The sequence below is a fragment of the Cellulophaga baltica genome, assembly GCF_900102165.1.
GTDB classification, from domain to species: Bacteria; Bacteroidota; Bacteroidia; order Flavobacteriales; family Flavobacteriaceae; genus Cellulophaga; species Cellulophaga baltica.
This window is the reverse complement of record NZ_FNBD01000001.1, coordinates 488,618-508,209: the sequence shown is the minus strand read 5'-3', so window position 1 is coordinate 508,209 and position 19,592 is coordinate 488,618. Positions and strand designations below refer to the sequence as shown.

Sequence of the window (19,592 nt, the reverse complement as noted above, 5' to 3'; positions counted from 1 at the left end):
ATATAGGAACAAATGTATAAAAAATAGTATTCCTATAGTTTAAGTAGAATAAAATAATTAGCGTCTAATTAAAGGAGTGTTGAAACATGTAACCGTGTTACTTTTTTGATTTTAGGGGGCAACTTGAAAAGCCTAATAAAGGGTATAAAGGGCAAAAACTAACCAGACTTGTGATGACAAAAACACCGGCAAGAACTAGTAGGATGATGCCAAGTGTACCAGTAATTACATTGGTAATATAGAGTACAGCAATTAAAGCTGCAAGAAGTACTCTGATTGTTTTGTCTGTAGTTCCCATATTTTTTTTCATGATATATTATTTAGTAGATTGCATTACTATCAAAGATCATGAATGAATATGTTTTATAAAGTGACTAAAGTCACATAAGGCTATAAAGATGTCTTTTTATTTTACTAAATTAAAGAAGCCGCAATTTTTACAAGCCTTGCCACCAGTTTGAGGTTGTATTGATGCTATCCTTTACCTTAATTTCGGCTCCTAATTCCGGGGTAAGTATAGGTAAGTTTAATTTGTCTGCGGCAACTTTCAGACGCGTTACAGGGTCTGTCCAGTCATGTAAAGCCAGTTTAAATCCTGCCCAATGTATAGGCATTATTTTTCTAGCTTTTATATCTATTCCTGCTTGTGCCGTTTCTTCAGGCATCATATGTATATCTGGCCACATTTTGTCGTATTGTCCGCATTCCATTAATGCAATATCAAAAGGGCCATATTTTTCACCTATTTCTTTAAAATGTGAAGCATAACCACTATCGCCACTAAAATAAATATTTTCATCTTCTGATTGTATCACCCAAGAACTCCAAAGCGTACTCTGGGTAGTATTAAATTTACGTCCAGAAAAATGTTGCGCTGGCGTGCAGACAAGAGTCAGTTCTTCCAAGTGGGTTTCTTGCCACCAATCTAATTCGGTTATGCGATCTTTTGAAACGCCCCATGCTTCTAAATGCACTCCTAAACCTAGGGGAACATAGAACTGTTTGGTTTTATCTTTTATCTTTAAAATAGTTTCATAATCTAAATGATCATAATGATCGTGTGAAAAAAGAACCGCATCAATAGTTCCTAATTTTTCTACGGCTAACGGAAAATCTTTATTAAACCGATCTTCTCCTAATAATGGGTGAGGGGCTGCAACTTTACCTAGCATAGGATCTAAAAGAATAGTTTTTCCTTGTAGTTGTAATAGGAATGAGGAGTGCCCGTACCACACTAAACGCGCCTCTTTCGCATAATCAGCAACTGCTGCCGGATCTAGTTTGTGAACTTTTAAATCTTTCTTAGGTCTGCCGTTAGGCACTTTTGTAGTTAAAAACGTATAGCTAAGCTTCAGTGTTTCAGAAAAATTTAAATCTTTAGGAACTGCTTTATGATTATTAAATATTCCTTTTTTAAATTGGGGTGACTTTTGATAGACCAGTTTACGCGCCTTAGAAACTTCACCGCCAAAACTTGGGTAAAAGTTCGTGAATAAAAAATAGAATACGATTGCGAAGCCGATGATGGCTAGAACGATGATGATTATTTTTTTTAAAATTTGTTTCACCATGGGATGTATAAGACTAAGGTCTTATTGTTTTATTGAAAACTGAAATTCTGAAGCAGTTTAGAGGTGCTAAATGATTATTTAGCGATTTAAGCGCTCTTTTTTTTCTTTAAAATAGGCTTTGTCAGCAATGTAAATTGTCTTCGCCACTTCACAAAAAGTGATCGTATTTTCTTTGTCCGTCAAGGCGGTATGTTTCACAATTTCTATTTCGTTATTAGCTTTAACTCGCTTTTTAATTTCTGCTACTTCGGCTAAAGTATAATTGAAGTCCGCATATAAATTTTCTTTTGCTGGTTTTTTAAATTTTATTTCTGCGGCTTTATCCCAAACTACATAATCATCTCCAATTAAGTTCATTAATTGAACCATAGGAATAGGGTCTACAGCAGCAAACATACTCCCGCCAAAGATAGAACTTACATAGTTTTTGTTCTTGTAACTAATTGGGAGTTTGATACGGATATGCAGCAAGTCTTTAGAAATTAAAACAATTCTCGCCGTAGTTCTTCGGTACATAGGAGAGAAATTAAAGCCATATTTAAATAGAGTGGCGGTTTCTATGTACTTACTACCTATGTCAGCGATCTTTTTATAAATAGACATGCAAAAAAATGATATTACTAAATTAATGCCAAAGTTAGGTAAAATAGCTCCTCACTTATTTTTAAAAGAGCCCTAAAAACTTCTTTTTAACAATAGTATTTGGCCGGTTAATTTGAAGTACATCGGTAAGTCCAAATTTGTCAAAACCATCAAAAAGTGCGTCTACTCCTTTGGCCATTTTTAAGGCAACTTCCTCATCATACAAAGGGATAAGAGTATAAAAAATGATTGTTTTATTTTCCAGTTCAAGGATAGGGAACTTATCGCCAAACAGTATGGACGGCAATAAAATCATAGTATTTAGCTTTGTGTTTTCGGCAAAGGCTTCGGGTGGGTTTCCATTAGGTATGGTATGCCCGTAACTAAGCCATGTGTTGTATTCGTGCGGAAACCTAGCAAGATATTTTAAAAACCTAATGGGCCAATAATTGTTCTCATCTTTAAAATCTTCTTCTGATATTTTCCACTCTTCTGGCAAGCAAATACTCAATTCTGCATAATCGCATCCTTCTACACCTTCGGGGGTATTCATTGGTTTATCACTCATTCCAGAAGTAATTAAAGTATGAAAAGGGTGTTCTTTTGTAGGTTTAACCCAGTGCACATCTATATGTACTTGTTCTGATACTATTTCATGAAATACCATATGTATTTCACCTATATGAGCTTCAATATGATCAGATATTTCTTCCATTGAAGAATCGCCACCGGCTCCTTTAAATTCGTTTTTATCTTCGTTTGTATACCTATAGATAGGAGATCCAGATTCAGATTTTTCCATGGTAATTTATGTTTTTAGTTACGTTTTCTTTTTAATTGTACCCAGATATAATCATCGAGAATTACACCGTTTTTGATTACAGCGTCTTTTTTAATGGATTCAAGGTAAAAACCATTTTTTTCTAGTACTCGCATTGATGCTTTGTTAAATGAAAATACTCCGGCTTCGATTCTTATAATTTCAAAGGTTTTAAAACTATAATCAACCATCAATTTTATTGCTTCAGAAGCAATACCATGGCCCCAAAAAGGCGCTGCAATAAAATAGCCCATTTCAGCACTTAATCTAAATACATCCGTATTGATCGTTATCCCAATTTCACCTACAAATTGATCTTTCCAATAAATTAATTTCCGTTCGGGTATCGCTTTATCAGTTTGTAGGTTTATAAAATCTTCAGCGTCTTTTAAGGTAAACGGATTAGGTACTTTATCATACCCATTATCAAAAATGATTTTGTTATTTCTATAAGAGGCGTAAGCTTCTACAACGTCTAAAGTGTATTCTCGTAATGCTACCATAATTTGAGTGTCTTAATTCTTTCACTACGAACCCATCAAGTTTTCATAGGCAATTATAGAAACTGTAAAAATGGACATTGATGTTTGCTTTACATCACTTTACTAGCCAAGTATTTCTGTACTTCATAAACATCAATACTCTTATTAAATTTTTTACTTACAGACGGAATGTCTTCACTAGAAATCCAAATTTTTAATTCGGCATCTAAATCAAAAGTTCCTGCAGTCTCTAAAGAGAATCTAGATATACTTTTATAAGGATAAGATTGATACTGTACTTTACTACCCGTTAATCCTTGTACGTCTATGAGAATTAAACGTTTGTTAGTAAACATGAACGTATCACGGAAGAGTTTAAACCCTAATTCTACCGCTTCATTGTCTAATAGTAGTCGACCATATTTTTCTTGAAGTTTGTCTATCGAAACTTCGCTTGCATTACCTAATATTTTATTGAGTAGTCCCATGTGTTATTTTATTGAGTTTGTTCTAATTATTTATTTCGGCATAAACCTGTTAGGGTCTTCTTTGGTTTTTTGAACTTCAGAATTTAAATAAGACTCTTTTACTGGTTCAGATAATTCTGCGGCATTAATAAGGGATTCTTTTTTAGAAAAAGTACGGATTAGAATATAGGGTGTAATTACTAGAAAAATCATTAAAGCAACGATTAATCCAAGTGTTGAAGAAATTAAAGCTCTAAAACTGAAACTACTTTTAAAAAACATAGGCCAATAGTTACTAACAGAATTTTGTTCTAAACAATATGAGACTATTTTAAATATATTGTTTGAGCTAATTGCGAAGTTTATCACTAAGGCTAAGATAATTCCTCCTAGTATTAAGTAAGCTGCTATGTTCATAGTTATGGTTTTTAATAGTTTTTGTTTACACTCTAAAGTATAAAAAGTTCCTTACTTCCAGAACTCCCACCATTTTTTTTCGGTTGCTGGTGTCTTTATAGGATTGGGGGCTTGCTTTTTTGTTTTTATTGATCCTTGGTCACTTTCACTTTCATAAGTGATTTTCCCGTCTTTTGGAACTGTTATTTCTGATTTCGTAGATTTTGCTTCTTTTTTTAATTGGGGTTTTGAAATGCTAAAAATGTATCGGGTGGCTTTAGCATCGGGTGCAATATCCCAAAAAGGTTTGCCGAGTACTACTCCCATTTGGTTCCAAATTATTTCTGAAGGATCTTCAGAGGTAGATTCTACAGCTAATTTCTCTCCTTCATCATGCATTCTATGATCTTCAACCTGCATGATAGATCTTTTTTCGATGCAGTTCTCCGTGTAAATAATATTAAATGCCATGGAAGTTTCAGAGAGCGCAAAGGTTAATACATTCTGGTTTTCAATAGAAAAAGATCCCGTACATCGATCCATACTAATGAATAATAAAGTACCCTGTTCAGAAAAATACACATCACAGATTCCTTCATCTTTCCAATTGGAAGATGCAATTTCAAAGTCAATTTCAGATTGTTTTTCTAGATTCCATCCAAGTTTTTCTTGTAGGTAATCAAAATCAGCCTCAAAATTTTTATTAATTGCAATACCAGATAAGTTGAATCCCATTTTAAAAAGTCTATTTATATATTACTTAAACATAGAACAAATCCTTTATTATTTTATTGCATATCGTGGATCAGTGAGAGATAAAAAGTAGGGTTTTTTGCATTTCAATTGTTTTAGAAGCAGAACAGGAAATTTAAACCATTTCTTAATTTAAATAACTAAAGCATGAAAAAAATACACCTACTACCTTTTTTAGCGGTATTCGCAACTTTAGGGTTACAAGCACAAACAGAAGAAAAAATAGCTGCTAAAACTTATTATAAGCAACGGGCATTGGAAGATGCTAAATACGAACAAGAGTTTACGGCAGACGATAAAATTACTGAAGAAGAATTTTGGGATGAGCAACAAGCTTATGAGAAAGATTTAAAGAAGCGTGATAGAAAGGCATACCGCGCCTATATGAAAGGCAAACGTGATGCGTATGCAGAACATTATAACCATTGTGATGATCATTGCCATCATAGCACACATTATTACAGCCATGCTACCTATTACTATTATGGCTACAATCGAAATTATTACCGTCCTTCGAATAGGACAACCATAAGAACTAGCGTACGAGTGCCATCTGTACGTGTAGGAGTTGGAATTTTATAATTAATTTCAGGAATGAAAAAGCGGTCTATTAAGACCGCTTTTTTTATATCCAATAGTTATTCAATTTTGCCACCATCGCGTTCTGGAGAACGTGGTTCTGGCCAAGTGCGTTGCTCTCCCGATCTTGGGTTTATAGGTAAAACCGATTTCTCGCGGGAAGTTTTTTCAGGATCTTCACTTGCCTTGTACGCCATTATTGCAGTTAATATGGCATTATTTCGTACATCATCAAAAACAATTTTATCATAGGTGTCTAAATTGGTGTGCCATGTGTAATTCCAATAGCTCCAGCTTAAAGAGCTCAAAGAAAAAGCAGGGACACCCGCAGAAACAAAAGAGGCATAATCGGAGCCACCAGTACTAGGAACGCCAGGAAAAGTAGTCTCAATTTGTTTCGTGATATCTTTTGGAGCAGCTTCTAACCATTTTCCAATATAATCGTAGGCATGCAAGAAACCTTGTCCAGAAATTTTCACCACTCTCCCTGTTCCGTTATCTTGATTAAATACTGCTTGTACATTTGCAATAATTTCTGGATGATCTTCTACAAAAGCACGAGAGCCGTTTAAACCTTGCTCTTCACTTCCCCAAAGTCCGATTAAGATAGTTCTTTTTGGGTTTGGATAGAATTTTTTTAGCAAGCGAGCGGCTTCCATCATCGTGATGGTTCCTGTACCATTATCAGTGGCTCCAGTAGCACCATCCCAAGAGTCAAAATGCGCAGACAAAATCACATATTCCTCAGGAAATTCTGTTCCCTTTATTTCTGCTAGTGTATTAAAAGTAGGGACAGTTCCTAGTTCTTTAGATTCGGCAACAACTTTTAATTTTGGTTGATCTCCATTTTCAGTCATTCTATAAATTAGCCCATAATCTTCAAGGGACAAATCTACAACTGGGATTTTTTTGGTATTGGCACTGAAAATTTTGTTTGCACCAAATCCGTTAGACCATCTGGACTGAATGATACCTAGAGCTCCAGCTTTTTCTAATTCTTGATTGATGGTTCTAGACGTAAATCCTGTTTTACGCATACGCTCACGCCAAGAATCTTCTAATGCGTCGCGATCTTTTTTCATTTTATCAAAAGATTCCGGAGTTGCAAATTCTTCCCAGTTGTAATCAGGTCTACCAGTAGGTTGGTTCATGGATACCAAAACAATTTTACCTTTTACATTCGGTAACCACTTCTGAAAGGCAATAGAATCTGCTACTTCTGGTATCGTAATTAAATTCGCCGTAATTCCTTTCTTTCCGGTACTAGGACTCCAGGCTAATTGCATACCGCTTAAGCTTACCACGCGAGGAGCAATTAAATCTACATGTGTAATACCACGTTCCCAACCGCGCCATTTGCCGTATTCTTCCATACGGGCATCTATACCCCATTTTTTGTAAGTGGCAATAGCCCAGTCACTTGCTTTTTTCATTTGTGGGGTTCCTACCAGTCGTGGACCCACTACATCCATAAGTTCATGGGCCAATACCTCTAATTGAGAATTGTCATTGGCTTCCGTAACCATTTTTTCTACAATTGCATCTGTAGTTTGTGCCGTACTCGCTGTAAAAGAAAAGAGTAACAGGAGTACGGTAAATAAGTTGTTTGTTTTCATAATGTTCCCGTTAATTAGTTCGGAAACTAAGATACTTCTTTTGATTGCGTGCGGGAGCTTTTGAAATCTAAAGAGAATGTTAAAAAAAGATGCGTTGTGCCATTCTAAACGTATTAGCATGTGCTTCAATTATGATTTTTATATCTGGAGAATAGCCACCACCCATGCTACATTGAACAGGAATTTTGTGATCAAAACAGGCTTGGAGTACAATTTCATCCCGTTTTTTGCAGGCCTCTAAACTCAAAGCTAAAGTGCCTAATTTATCACTGGCTAACACGTCTACTCCAGATAAGTAAAAAATGAAATTAGGTTGTACTTTTTCAATAAGTTCTGGCAAGGTTTTTTTTAAGAGGGCTAAATAGGTTTCATCTTGAGTGCCTGTTTCTAATGCAATGTCTAAATCAGAGACCTCTTTTTTAAAAGGGTAATTACTCTTGCCATGCATGGAAAATGTAAACACAGAAGTATCGTTTTGAAAAATTTCTGCGGTACCATTACCTTGATGCACATCTAAATCAACAATCAATATTTGCATAGCTAATTTTTTTGCCTGTAAATATCTGGCGCCAATGGCTTGATCATTCAGCATGCAAAAAGCTTCCCCATGATCAGAATAGGCATGGTGAGTGCCGCCCGCTATATTCATAGCAACTCCATTTATTAATGCATAATCGCATGCTTTCATAGTGCCATCTGCAATAATTCGTTCACGCTCCACCAAATCTTCGGAAAGCGGAAAACCAATTTTTCGTGCCGCTTTAGGATCTATTTTAATATTCAATAAATCATAATAATACTCCGCATCATGAACGGCTAGAATATACTTATCATTGGGGATTTCTGGTTCAAAGAAATTTTCTTTTTGGCAAGTACCTTCATACAGTAATTGTTGTGGCAACAAATCATACTTCGCCATGGGGAACCGGTGTCCGTCTGGCAAATGATGTTTGTATATCGGGTGACAAGCAATTTTAAGCATGTACTGTTATTTCTGTAGGGCTAGCTGAATGCGTTTACGAGCCACATCAACCTCCATCACTTTTACAATTATTTGTTGTTGTAAGCTTACATGTTCATTTACATCTTTTACAAAAGTATCAGATAGGTTTGAAATATGAATAAGACCACTTTCCTTTATTCCGATATCTACGAAACACCCGAAATTGGTGATATTGTTTACAATACCAGGAAGTACAAGTCCTTCATGTAAATCGGTAATCGATTTTATTTGTTGATCAAAAGTGAATACTTTAGCTTTTTCGCGGGTATCTAAACCTGGCTTCTCCAATTCTTTTATAATATCTTTTAACGTAGGTAAACCAATATCTTCGCTACAATAGGCATTGAGATTTATGCTTTCTAAGACACTTTTATTTCCTATAATTTCTTTGATAGAAATACCCTTGTCTTTTGCCATGCTTTTAATCAAATCATAACGTTCTGGGTGTACGGCAGAATCATCTAACGGATTTTTGGCATCTTTAATTCTTAAAAATGCAGCCCCTTGTTCAAAAGCTTTTCCGCCTAGGCGTGGTACTTTTTTAATTGCTGTTCTGCTGGTAAAAGCCCCATTTTCATTTCTATAGGCAACAATATTTTCTGCAAGTTTTGGCCCAATTCCTGAAACATAACTCAGCAAAGGCACGCTTGCTGTATTAATATTTACACCAACGGCATTTACGCAACTTTCTACAACGGTGTCCAAAGATGTTTTTAGTTTAGACTGATCTACATCATGCTGGTATTGACCAACCCCAATAGATTTTGGATCTATTTTTACCAATTCTGCCAATGGGTCTGCTAGTCTTCTTCCGATAGAAACAGATCCGCGGACGGTAACATCATAATTAGGAAACTCATCACGTGCTATTTTAGAGGCCGAGTAGATAGAGGCTCCTGCTTCACTAACCACATAAACTTCTATTGGGTTTTTAAAAATGATGCGTTTCACCAATTGTTCGGTCTCTCTAGATGCGGTGCCATTCCCAATAGCAATAGCTTCAATTTTATAAGCATCTACTAAACTACTTATTTTCTTTATAGCGCCTGTACTATCATTTTGTGGGGCATGCGGATAGATATTCTCATTATGAACTAAATCGCCTTGAGAGCTTAGGCAAACTACTTTACAACCACTTCTAAAGCCTGGATCTATAGCGAGAATACGTTTTTCTCCCAAAGGAGCGCCTAATAAGAGTTGTTTTAAGTTTTTAGAAAAGACTTCTATAGCCTCTGCGTCTGCTTTTTCTTTAGCCAGTTTTAAGGTTTCATTAGATAGGGAAGGGTATAAAAGACGTTTGTAGGCATCCTCTATAGCTGCTTTTATATACGTAGTACTAGAACTTCGATTTTTTATAATTCGGTCTTCTATTTTTTCTATCGTACGTTCGTCTTCAATTACAACTTTTACACGAATAAATTTTTCATTCTCTGCCCGTAAAATAGCAAGTAATCTATGGGAAGGACAGCGATTTAAAGACTCGCTCCAATCAAAATAATCACGGAATTTCTGAGCTTTTTCATCGTCTTTTTTGGTACCAACAACCTTCGTAGTAATCTGCGCAAATTTTTCTAATTGATGACGAATTTGATTTCTAACATCGGTGCGCTCATTAATCCATTCTGCAATAATATGCTGGGCACCTTCAATAGCATCATCTTCATTGACTACGGCATCATTCAAATACTGCGATGCGATGTAATCAATATCATCATTTTTCTGTGCCATGATGATTTTAGCCAAAGGTTCTAAGCCATTTTTAATGGCTACCTCAGATTTTGTATTTCTCTTTTTCTTAAAAGGTAAATACAAATCTTCTAAGCTGGTTAAATCAGCCGCATCTTCAAATTTCTTTTTTAGTTCTGGGGTAAGAGCTTCTTGTTCATCAACAGCTTTAATGATTGCCAATTTTCGCTTTTCTAAAGCTTCATATAATTCTTTGTACTTTACGATTTCACCAATTTGAACCTCATCCAAGTCGCCAGTTTTTTCTTTTCGGTATCTAGAAATAAAAGGTACGGTACAGTCCTGATCTAGAAGTTCTACCGTATTGGCTATATTTTTCTCTAAGAGTTGGGTATGCTTTAATAAGTAGGGAATAAGTTGCATAAAGTCTATAAATTAAAAAACCTATGCAAGATAGAAAACTGCATAGGTTTTAAGTGAATTTTATAAATAGATTAAGCAACTTTTTTCATCAAATCAAAACAAGGGCATTTTTTACAACGCTTGCTTTCTGACTTTTTATATTTAGAACAGCACTTACTTTTAACTTTATCGGTTTTGACCTTAGTCATTTTCGATAATTTCTTCAATGCCTTTTCTTCTTTCTTTTTCTGCTTTTTTTTGCCCACAACAAACGTGATAAGTATTGCGGGACAAAGCTAACTTATTTTTACTTAATCTAAATAAGATTAAATGTTAAATTATTGAGGTGTATCTGTTGAGGCAGAGGTAATTGTAAGTTGTTGTATATCTCTGTCAAATAAATAAAGTCCGCCTTTATCATCACCAATTAGATTTATTTTGTCTAAAATAGTCCGGGCCATCGCCTCTTCTTCTATTTGTTCTGCAACGTACCACTGTAAAAAGTTGTGCGTAGCATAGTCTTTTTCTTGAAGGCTAATATGTACTAATTCATTGATGCTTCCTGAAACGAAAACTTCATGTTCAAATAATTTTTCGAACATTTCTTTAAAGGAATTGAAAGTTACATTTGGGGCGCTCAATTCTGATATTTGTGCATGACCACCACGTTCGTTAACAAACTTTACCAGTTTTAGCATATGGTCTCTTTCTTCTTGAGATTGATCATACATAAAACCAGCAACACCTTCAAGACCTTTAACCTCAGCCCAACAAGCCATAGCTAAATATATCTGAGAAGATTCTGCCTCTATTTTTATTTGATGATTTAATGCGTTCTCTATAGTTTTTGATAACATGTTTTTCTTTTTTTTAAAGTTACTAATTAATTTATGGTTTCTCCATTACCAACACCTTCAGTATCAGGATTAACAAAAACTAATTTACCATCTGCATTTTCGGTCATTAAAATCATTCCTTCACTATCTACACCACGTAAGGCTCTTGGCGCAAGGTTAACCAATACGGTAACTTTTTTACCTATAATCTCTTCTGCGGTGAAGCTTTCTGCAATCCCGGAAACGATGGTACGTACATCAATACCTGTGTCTACTTTTAAAACTAATAGTTTTTTTGCTTTTGGCATTTTCTCCGCTTCAATAATGGTACCTACACGCATGTCTAATTTTGAAAAATCTTCAAAAGTGATGGTTTCTTTTTGTGGCATAACTTCTTTGTTTGCGTTTTCGTTCGCTTTTTTCGTCGCTTCTAGTTTGTCTAACTGTGCTTGTATGGCGTCATCTTCTACTTTAGAGAATAATAATTCTGCTTGTCCTATTTGATGTCCTGCAGGAATTAAGACCTCTTTTGTAGTTACATCATTCCAAGTAGTACCATTTACGGCATCGCCAGAACTCGTATTTAATATATTTTTTAATTTGGTAGAGGTGAAAGGTAAGAATGGCTCACTTAATACAGCTAATGCAGAAGCAATTTGTAGGGCTACAAACATGATGGTTTTTACGCGCTCTTCATCTTGCTTGATAACTTTCCATGGCTCTTCATCAGCTAAATATTTATTCCCTAAACGCGCTAAAGTCATTAGTTCTTGGCCAGCTTCTCTAAAACGATACCGTTCTATAGAGCTAGCTATAATCTCTGGATATTTTTTTACTTCCGCTAAAGTTTCTAAATCAATTTTAGAAAATGCTCCAGGGGCAGGGATAACCCCTTGGTAGTATTTATTGCTTAAGACCACTACGCGGTTTATAAAATTACCAAAGATAGCCACCAACTCATTGTTGTTTCTAGCTTGAAAATCTTTCCAGGTAAAGTCATTATCTTTTGTTTCCGGAGCGTTAGCGGTTAACGTATAACGTAGCACATCTTGCATGTTTGGAAAATCTTCCAAATATTCATGCAGCCATACGGCCCAATTTTTAGAAGTAGACAATTTGTTGCCTTCTAAATTTAAAAACTCGTTAGCAGGCACATTATCTGGTAAGATATATCCCCCATGTGCTTTTAAAATGCTAGGGAAAATAATACAGTGAAAAACAATATTGTCTTTACCTATAAAATGAACCAATTTGGTATTTTCATCTTTCCAATATGGTTCCCAATCTTTTCCTTCTCTGGCTGCCCATTCTTTGGTAGAAGAAATGTATCCAATTGGTGCATCAAACCATACATATAATACTTTGCCTTCGCCACCGGGAACAGGAACAGGAATTCCCCAATCTAAATCACGGGTCACTGCTCTTGGTTTAAGTCCGTCATCAATCCAAGATTTACATTGGCCATAAACATTAGGCTTCCAATCATTTTTATGTCCGTCTAAAATCCATTCTTTTAAAAATGCCTCGTGACGATCTAGAGGTAAAAACCAGTGTTTGGTTTCTTTAACCGTAGGAACAGCACCAGAAATAGTAGATTTTGGATTGATTAGATCGGTAGCATTCAACGTAGAACCACAATTCTCACATTGATCTCCATAGGCTTCTTCATTGCCACACTTAGGGCAAGTACCTACAACAAAACGGTCTGCTAAAAATTGTTTTGCTTCTGGATCGTATAATTGTTCGGTTGTTTCTTCAATAAAATCTCCTTGATCATACATTGTTTTGAAAAACTCAGAAGCAGTTTCATGATGTATTTCTGCAGATGTTCTAGAGTAATTATCAAAAGTGATTCCGAAATCAGCGAAAGACTTTTTGATGATTGCATTGTATTTATCAATCACCTCTTTAGGGGAAATACCTTCTTTTTTTGCCTTCATAGAAATAGCAACACCATGCTCATCACTACCAGATATAAAAGCGACATCTTTACCAATAAGGCGTAAATATCTACTATAAATATCTGCAGGGACGTACACCCCTGCTAAATGACCTATGTGTATTGGACCATTTGTATAAGGTAAAGCTGCGGTAATCGTATATCTAGAAGGGTTTTTCTGATTCTCGGACATTATTTCTGTAATTAGCTCACAAAAATAAAGATTTTTAATGGAGAGGTATGCTTTGTTTTTAAAAACTACAAGAGTTTATAGCTACAAATGTACGTATCATCACAATTATAGGTTTTTTCTTACGTTACTTTACTAAAGACAATCTTATGAGTAATCAAAAACCTTTCAAGAAAATGACCTTAGACACTTCTAATGCTCAAAAGCCAGAAGAAACCACAAAAGAAGAAGTTACGCGGGTTTATAAAGATCAAAACTATGAAACCAAAAAGGCTTTGGCGTTCAAAACTGATGCAGATAAGCCTAAACTTGCTTAATTAAAATAAAAAACCATTTCATCTGTTAAAAACGGATGAAATGGATGCCATAGTAAGTAGGTGTTAATGGGGTGTGTAATATGGCATTAAGCAACCATTACGGATTTGCTCATTTTTTTATTTTGCACTCTAATTCTGTATATATATTTTCCAGAGGCGATGAAATTACTCATGCGCTCCCGTATGTTTATTTCTAAAGAACCCTCGGTCATTATTTCATTGTAAACCGTACCCACATTTTGTCCCATAATATTGTATAATTGAATATCTACATGGGCCGTAAATGGCATCTCTAAATAGATATGTGGGGTTTTATCTGTTGGGTAATAAGGTTTATGAATAATAGCCTCTAATAATTCTGGAGTAGGAATTTCTGCTACAGGATCTTCGGGTCTTGGGTCTAGTGGTGTTGGTGGAGTAGGTTCTCCATCACTGTAAACAATTTCATCAAAAACTTCACCACTACAATTAAAACCAAGATTAACAGCTTTGTAAGGGTGTCCTAATAAATGTTGTTCAACCAAAGTTCTATCTACACACAACCATTCTGCCAGAACAGTTCCGTAAAGATCTCTAAAGTCCATAGTATACTCTAAGTTACCACGCTCATTAGGATCTTCTAATGAAGGGTGTTCACCAACAAAAGCACTACCATTTAAACCAGAACCAAAGAATAATGTTGGAGCCGCCTTACCATGATCTGTACCGTTAGAACCGTTTTCAAATATACGTCTACCAAATTCTGAATAGGTCATACTTAAAACCTTATCATCTTGATTGGTACACTTTAAATCTTCGTAAAAATCATTAATAGCAATAGATAAATTAGACATTAGGCGTTCGTGCACTAAAGGCTGATTTCCGTGAGTGTCAAAACCACCCATGGAGATCATGTATACTTTCGTACCTAAATTTCCTTTGATTAAGCGAGCTAATATTTCTAATTGTTTGGCAAAACTATTGTCTTGGTATTCTACACATTGTAAATCTTTTCCACGTTCGTGTGCTTCGTGGATGGTGCCTGAATATTCATATGTGGTATTGGCAACACCTCGTAAAAAACGCAATTGATCTCCATACATACAATCACCAAATATGGTATTTGTAGGATCTGAAATTGCATATTGTTCTCCTGTTTCTGCAATTTTTTCTAACTGATCTATATTACTAGTTACGAATGCATAGTTGGTCTCGTTTCCTTGAAAAACCAAACTTCCATATTGTCCTATTTGGATGGCAGCAGGAGATGCAGGCGGACTTATTAAATAATCTTCATAAATATCTTCAAAATGTCTTCCCATCCAACCGGTACGTTCTCCTGAAAATCCAGAAGTCGTTAGATCTGTATTTGAAAAAATATCATCACCGGTAAAGTGAGATAAACTTTGGTTTCCGTACCCTACGCCATGTACCGCTTTGAACTGGCCTTCACCCCACATGGATTCTAAAGATTTCATGTAAGTAGGAACGCCAAAATCATCGGTTAGACGTAATATTTTGCTTTCAGGAATATATATGTTAGGTCTTGCATTGGCATACAAATCATATTGCTCTATAGGAATAACAGTACTTAAACCATCATTACCACCAGCCAATCGTATTAAAATTACAATTTTATCAGTCTCCGTGTCTGCTATAGCATTGGCTAAGGGCGAAGGAGCTGAAGCACTTACAAGATTACTTCCTAGTAAAATAGAACCAGAACCAGCTAATCCCATAGCTTGTAAAAAGGAACGTCTGCTCCAAGCTTTATGCTCTAGATCATGACCTTCATGCTCTAGTCCTTTATGGGGAGTTTTATTATGAGTATCACACATAGTGGTAGGTTTTTATTTTAATTGAAATTCTGGTTGTCTAATGATATGGAGTAGTAAAAAGTACAGTTGTTGTTTTGCTGAATCTGCATAATTATAAACAGACCAACTACCATCGCCATCTGGCGCATAATACTGTTCTAGTGATGCATCTCTAAATACATCTAAGGCGTTTTGTAACTGATCTTCTGCAATACCTTTTGGAAATAATTTTGCTAAAAGCGCATTGGTGATATCATCTGGATTATTTACAGACACTGCGTTTGGAACCAGCGAAACAGCCAAATTAAAAAATTGCTCTGAATCAGCGGTATAGAACAATTCTAAAAACATTTCACAAGATAACCAACGGCCAATCATAAAATTATTATTAATCCACTGTCTGTTTCTGTACCAACCTTCTACACCAGGTTGGTTAAAAACCTCTTGCCCTAGTAGTTCACTTGTGCTATACATATTAGCGATAATACTATCAGTATAGCTAAAACTTGTTTCATTAATTAAACTCAAGAATAAATCAAAAGGACTTTTGATGATTACGCCTATAGCTTCGTCATCAAAAAAGTGTTGACTTTTAAATAATTGTGATAGTACCGGAGCAATTTCAAAATCATTTGCTCGAAAGGTAGCAGCCAGCCCATCTATAATAGCCTGAGCATTTCCTGCTTGGTCTGTAGAATCTGGATGCACAAAAAACTCATATAATTTTTTACAGATAAAGTAGCTTATTTCATTTGGTCTTTGCGTAAACAAATTATCTATGACGCCATCGTAATCAAAGTTAGCCGTCTGTCCAAAGATCGTTTTTGGCGTATCATCAAATTTTGTTGGGTCAAAATTTACCGGAGACCAAGCTATATCTGGTCGGTCTACGTAACCCGTAAGTGCACGTGCCGTTTCTATAATGTCTTCTTCTGTATAGTTGTTTCCTTCTCCTAGGGTAAATAACTCGTAAAGCTCACGACCATAATTTTCATTAGGGTTGTTTCCATTATTATAAACACCGTCTAAATAATACAGCATGGCGTTGTCAAGACCAATCTCACTTGTGAATGTTCTAAAATTCCCTAGAGCATTACGCTGTAGACAATTTGTATAATGGTATAAATAGGTAGGAGCATCGTATTTTCTTAATTCGGTAACAAAATGATTGCTCCAAAAAAAGCTTAATCGATCTCTTAAATTATTAGATAAAATTGCCCTAGTATATGTTTGTCGCCATTCCTCATATTGCGCGTTTACAATAGGGTTACGTGTTTCACTGTCTTCAGGATAATCTGCTCGTGTCCAATCTGCCCATATGGGAGCGGCACTTTCTGGCATAGAAGTAGCTTCATTAATAATCGCATTTACTAAAGACTCTGCTGTTTGGCCTACTGCACTTTCAATAGTAGCTACTGAGGCACTAAGTCCTATTCTTCGGTAAAAATGTTCTGCTCTTTGCTTGTCCAATGGCGTTGTGTAGGGACTAAGCGGAGCGGTATTACAATTTATAAAGTATTCCATACTGAAGTTCTAAAATTGGTTATTTTGGGGGAATTCATATATGTAAAATGTTATGTATATTACATATAACTCAACAATAGCAATAAAATTACGTAGCACTAGGTGTTTTGGACGTCTAAGTACCTATATTTTCGATGAAGTGCGTAATTATTGAAATAAAGTGATAAAATTTATGGCAATTCATAACGATTTTGGCAAATTAGGGGAAGAACAAGCGGTAAAACACCTTGAGAAAAATGGATATACGGTATTGGAAAAAAATTATCGCTACCTAAAAGCTGAAGTTGATATTATTGCGAGAAGTAAAGATATTTTGGTGATTGTAGAAGTGAAATCTAGAAATACCGGCTTTATTGCCGACCTATCTGATTTAATACATCAAAAAAAAATAAACCTGCTTATTGCTGCAGCACATCAATATGTCACTTTCCATGATTTAGATGTAGAGGTACGCTTTGATATTATTACCGTTGTACAACAAAAAGGAGGCTTGGAAATCAATCACATAGAAGATGCTTTTTATCATTTCTAAATATTTGTTTTATTTATAACAATTTGTTATATTTGCATCTCACAACCGGAATCATGAAAACAATATCTTCTGTCGTAGAACATTACATTAAGAAAAAACCCTTTTTACAAAGTGCATTAGCACAAGGAATTATTAACCTTACCTCATTATCTAGGATTGTTAAGCCAGAGATTGAAGCCGAATTGGGGAAAGACATTCGGAATGGCGCCATTGTAATGGCGTTAAAAAGGTTATCGGATGACTTAGAGTTTAGGGCAACTCACAAAATTATCAAAGTACTTAAAAATATTGGTGAGATTACAGTACGTTCTTCCTTAACTGATTTTACTTTTTTATTATCGGATAGTCTTTTAGAAAATCAGCGCTTGTTGCTGAAAGAAGTAAATAAAGACAAGGATGTTTTTTATACTTCTTCAAGGGGTGTAAATGAATTGAACATTGTAGTGAGCAATAGTTTAGATAAAACTGTTGAAGCATTATTTGAAGGAGAGCGCTGTACTCAAAAAGCAGAAAACTTGTCTTCGATTACAGTGAAGTTACCCTCGGAAAACGTTACAGTTCCTGGAATTTACTATTTTATTTTCCAGCGCTTGGCATGGGAAGGGATTGTACTTTATGAAGTAATCTCTACTACCAATGAGTTCACCATCTTAGTAGATGATGAACATGTAGATATTGCTTTTAAAACCATTAAAGATTTAAAAACATTATAATACGGTAATGCCGTATAGCTATTAAAAGCAGTTAGTAGATTTTCTTTAGAAATTCTACGGCTGCTTTATCATCTTCAGGCTTGGCGATAATTCTTTTTTCGCTGTCCAATATGTAATAGGTTGGTGTAGCATGTACATCGTACAATTCAGCATATTCACTGTCCCATTTTCCTAAAGAAATGGCATGTTTGAAATTAGGCAATTTTGCAGCTTCAATTTCCCAATTTTCCACTTCATCTTCTAATCCTACGGCTAAAACGGTAAGATCTGTTTTGTTTTTAAACTCTTTATGCAGTGCAGGCAATTCTTTTAAACAATGCCCACAGGTACTACTCCAGAAAATTAAAACGTAGTTTTTTGCAGGAGCTAAACCGCTAAGTTTATTAAGCTCTTTTCCTGTCTTCCAAGTAATTTCTGGTGCTACTTCTCCAATTCGGAGCCTATTATGTGCTTCAATAGTATTCTTTGCCTCTACGTTTTCTGTGGCAATAGCTAAGTCTTTTAAGTAATTAGTATAGATATAGTCTGATACAGTATTATAATCATAGGCTACTGCCGTATTCCATAATTCATAATATGTATAAAACTTAAAATCATCCGTTAAGCTCCCTAAAGGAGTAGAAATATTATCTACATTTTTGATTACCTCCTGCTCTAATTCATCCGTACCGCTAAGGGTAAGTGGTAATGCTGTAAAAACATAATTCGTTAATTTATCGGTCAAGAAAACAGAACTTTGTAAGACAGGGTTACTGAAATCTATTGCCTTGAAATAATTTTCTTTCTTACCAGCAACATAGGCCTCAGCAGTACTATAAGCCTCAGGAATATAAGGAGCGTTAGCTGTAATAAAATGATTGGCTATTAAACCTTCAGATTTAGTTTCGTAGTTTTTTTGAATACTAGTAAGAGATTTTAGAAGCGAATTAAATTCCTTTTTATTGGTTTTTTGCTTGCTATAAAAGGTAATAATATCCTGCTCCACAGCGCTAATTTCTGCTAGATAGTCACTTAAGGTACTATTCTCTATAGAGTTGGTGTAAGCTGCACCATCATCTGAATTAAAGGTAAAGACAATATCTTCTTTTCCGTTATAGATGACATCAAAGTTATATTCCTCCTGTGGTACGGCATATACTAATCGATACATGCCCGGTTCTGCATTTTCTGGCATATCTAAAGTAGCTTTTCCAAATTGGATGGCTGTATCTGCGGTATATGCTTGTGTTCCAGGTTTTATGCGGTATGCAATAAGCCATGTATAATCTTCAGCAGGCGTAAATGTCCCGGATATGGTATGTTGTGCGTTTGCGCTTAAAGCAACGAACGCTGATAATAGTAAAAGAATCTTTTTCATATTTTGTATTTTACAAAAATCACTCCAATAA

At 35.3% G+C, this 19,592-nt stretch carries 20 protein-coding genes; 4 read left to right on the top strand and 16 right to left on the bottom strand.

The window, feature by feature from the left end; translation table 11 throughout:
• Window positions 1-97: 97 nt before the first annotated feature.
• The 8 genes from BLQ19_RS02230 to BLQ19_RS02195 form a co-directional block, all read right to left on the bottom strand.
• Window positions 98-310 carry a YgaP family membrane protein gene (locus tag BLQ19_RS02230; RefSeq protein WP_074537257.1) on the bottom strand — a complete coding sequence of 71 codons (213 nt, stop codon included), beginning with the start codon at window positions 308-310 and terminating at the stop codon, window positions 98-100.
• Window positions 311-437: 127 nt separating this feature from the next.
• Window positions 438-1,571, bottom strand: coding sequence for an MBL fold metallo-hydrolase (locus tag BLQ19_RS02225; RefSeq protein WP_074537256.1), 1,134 nt, complete (start codon window positions 1,569-1,571; stop codon window positions 438-440).
• 78 nt (window positions 1,572-1,649) lie between these two features.
• Window positions 1,650-2,174, bottom strand: coding sequence for a DUF4442 domain-containing protein (locus BLQ19_RS02220; protein WP_074537255.1), 525 nt, complete (start codon window positions 2,172-2,174; stop codon window positions 1,650-1,652).
• Between the two features lie 61 nt (window positions 2,175-2,235).
• Complete coding sequence (locus BLQ19_RS02215; protein ID WP_074537254.1) at window positions 2,236-2,955, bottom strand: suppressor of fused domain protein; 720 nt, start codon at window positions 2,953-2,955, stop codon at window positions 2,236-2,238.
• 14 nt (window positions 2,956-2,969) lie between these two features.
• The gene (locus BLQ19_RS02210) at window positions 2,970-3,476 is read right to left on the bottom strand and encodes a GNAT family N-acetyltransferase (RefSeq protein ID WP_024482052.1); all 507 of its coding nucleotides are present in this window, start codon (window positions 3,474-3,476) and stop codon (window positions 2,970-2,972) included.
• An 89-nt stretch (window positions 3,477-3,565) separates the two neighbouring features.
• Window positions 3,566-3,943, bottom strand: a complete 378-nt coding sequence (locus tag BLQ19_RS02205; protein ID WP_024482051.1) for a PH domain-containing protein — start codon at window positions 3,941-3,943, stop codon at window positions 3,566-3,568.
• 30 nt (window positions 3,944-3,973) lie between these two features.
• Window positions 3,974-4,339 (bottom strand): hypothetical protein, encoded by a 366-nt coding sequence (locus BLQ19_RS02200; RefSeq protein ID WP_024482050.1) that lies wholly within the window; start codon window positions 4,337-4,339, stop codon window positions 3,974-3,976.
• Between the two features lie 51 nt (window positions 4,340-4,390).
• A complete protein-coding gene (locus BLQ19_RS02195; RefSeq protein WP_074537253.1) occupies window positions 4,391-5,053 on the bottom strand; it encodes a hypothetical protein in 663 nt (220 codons plus the stop codon).
• A gap of 165 nt (window positions 5,054-5,218) precedes the next feature.
• Between BLQ19_RS02195 and BLQ19_RS02190 the strand changes: the two genes are divergently transcribed.
• Complete coding sequence (locus BLQ19_RS02190; RefSeq protein ID WP_025616063.1) at window positions 5,219-5,653, top strand: hypothetical protein; 435 nt, start codon at window positions 5,219-5,221, stop codon at window positions 5,651-5,653.
• A gap of 56 nt (window positions 5,654-5,709) precedes the next feature.
• On the opposite strand, the gene BLQ19_RS02185 is transcribed toward BLQ19_RS02190, so the two are convergent.
• The 5 genes from BLQ19_RS02185 to metG form a co-directional block, all read right to left on the bottom strand.
• Window positions 5,710-7,266, bottom strand: a complete 1,557-nt coding sequence (locus BLQ19_RS02185; RefSeq protein ID WP_074537367.1) for a M20/M25/M40 family metallo-hydrolase — start codon at window positions 7,264-7,266, stop codon at window positions 5,710-5,712.
• A 79-nt stretch (window positions 7,267-7,345) separates the two neighbouring features.
• A complete protein-coding gene (locus tag BLQ19_RS02180; protein WP_074537252.1) occupies window positions 7,346-8,248 on the bottom strand; it encodes a histone deacetylase family protein in 903 nt (300 codons plus the stop codon).
• 6 nt (window positions 8,249-8,254) lie between these two features.
• Window positions 8,255-10,378, bottom strand: a complete 2,124-nt coding sequence (locus tag BLQ19_RS02175) for a Tex family protein (RefSeq protein ID WP_074537251.1) — start codon at window positions 10,376-10,378, stop codon at window positions 8,255-8,257.
• A gap of 317 nt (window positions 10,379-10,695) precedes the next feature.
• Window positions 10,696-11,214 (bottom strand): ferritin, encoded by a 519-nt coding sequence (locus BLQ19_RS02170; protein WP_074537250.1) that lies wholly within the window; start codon window positions 11,212-11,214, stop codon window positions 10,696-10,698.
• A gap of 26 nt (window positions 11,215-11,240) precedes the next feature.
• Window positions 11,241-13,325, bottom strand: coding sequence for a methionine--tRNA ligase (metG, locus tag BLQ19_RS02165; protein ID WP_025616061.1), 2,085 nt, complete (start codon window positions 13,323-13,325; stop codon window positions 11,241-11,243).
• A gap of 146 nt (window positions 13,326-13,471) precedes the next feature.
• On the opposite strand from metG, the gene BLQ19_RS21155 reads away from it, so the two are divergent.
• Window positions 13,472-13,639, top strand: coding sequence for a hypothetical protein (locus BLQ19_RS21155; protein WP_155854741.1), 168 nt, complete (start codon window positions 13,472-13,474; stop codon window positions 13,637-13,639).
• Window positions 13,640-13,725: 86 nt separating this feature from the next.
• Here the strand turns inward: BLQ19_RS21155 and BLQ19_RS02160 are convergent, their stop codons facing one another.
• Window positions 13,726-15,456, bottom strand: a complete 1,731-nt coding sequence (locus BLQ19_RS02160) for a DUF1501 domain-containing protein (RefSeq protein ID WP_024482042.1) — start codon at window positions 15,454-15,456, stop codon at window positions 13,726-13,728.
• A gap of 12 nt (window positions 15,457-15,468) precedes the next feature.
• Window positions 15,469-16,959 (bottom strand): DUF1800 domain-containing protein, encoded by a 1,491-nt coding sequence (locus BLQ19_RS02155; protein ID WP_074537249.1) that lies wholly within the window; start codon window positions 16,957-16,959, stop codon window positions 15,469-15,471.
• Between the two features lie 172 nt (window positions 16,960-17,131).
• On the opposite strand from BLQ19_RS02155, the gene BLQ19_RS02150 reads away from it, so the two are divergent.
• Both BLQ19_RS02150 and BLQ19_RS02145 read left to right on the top strand, forming a co-directional pair.
• The gene (locus BLQ19_RS02150) at window positions 17,132-17,491 is read left to right on the top strand and encodes a YraN family protein (protein WP_034665081.1); all 360 of its coding nucleotides are present in this window, start codon (window positions 17,132-17,134) and stop codon (window positions 17,489-17,491) included.
• 53 nt (window positions 17,492-17,544) lie between these two features.
• On the top strand, window positions 17,545-18,204 hold the full coding sequence (locus BLQ19_RS02145) for an aspartate kinase (RefSeq protein WP_024482039.1): 660 nt from the start codon (window positions 17,545-17,547) through the stop codon (window positions 18,202-18,204).
• Window positions 18,205-18,235: 31 nt separating this feature from the next.
• On the opposite strand, the gene BLQ19_RS02140 is transcribed toward BLQ19_RS02145, so the two are convergent.
• Complete coding sequence (locus tag BLQ19_RS02140; RefSeq protein WP_025616058.1) at window positions 18,236-19,561, bottom strand: TlpA family protein disulfide reductase; 1,326 nt, start codon at window positions 19,559-19,561, stop codon at window positions 18,236-18,238.
• Window positions 19,562-19,592 lie beyond the last annotated feature (31 nt).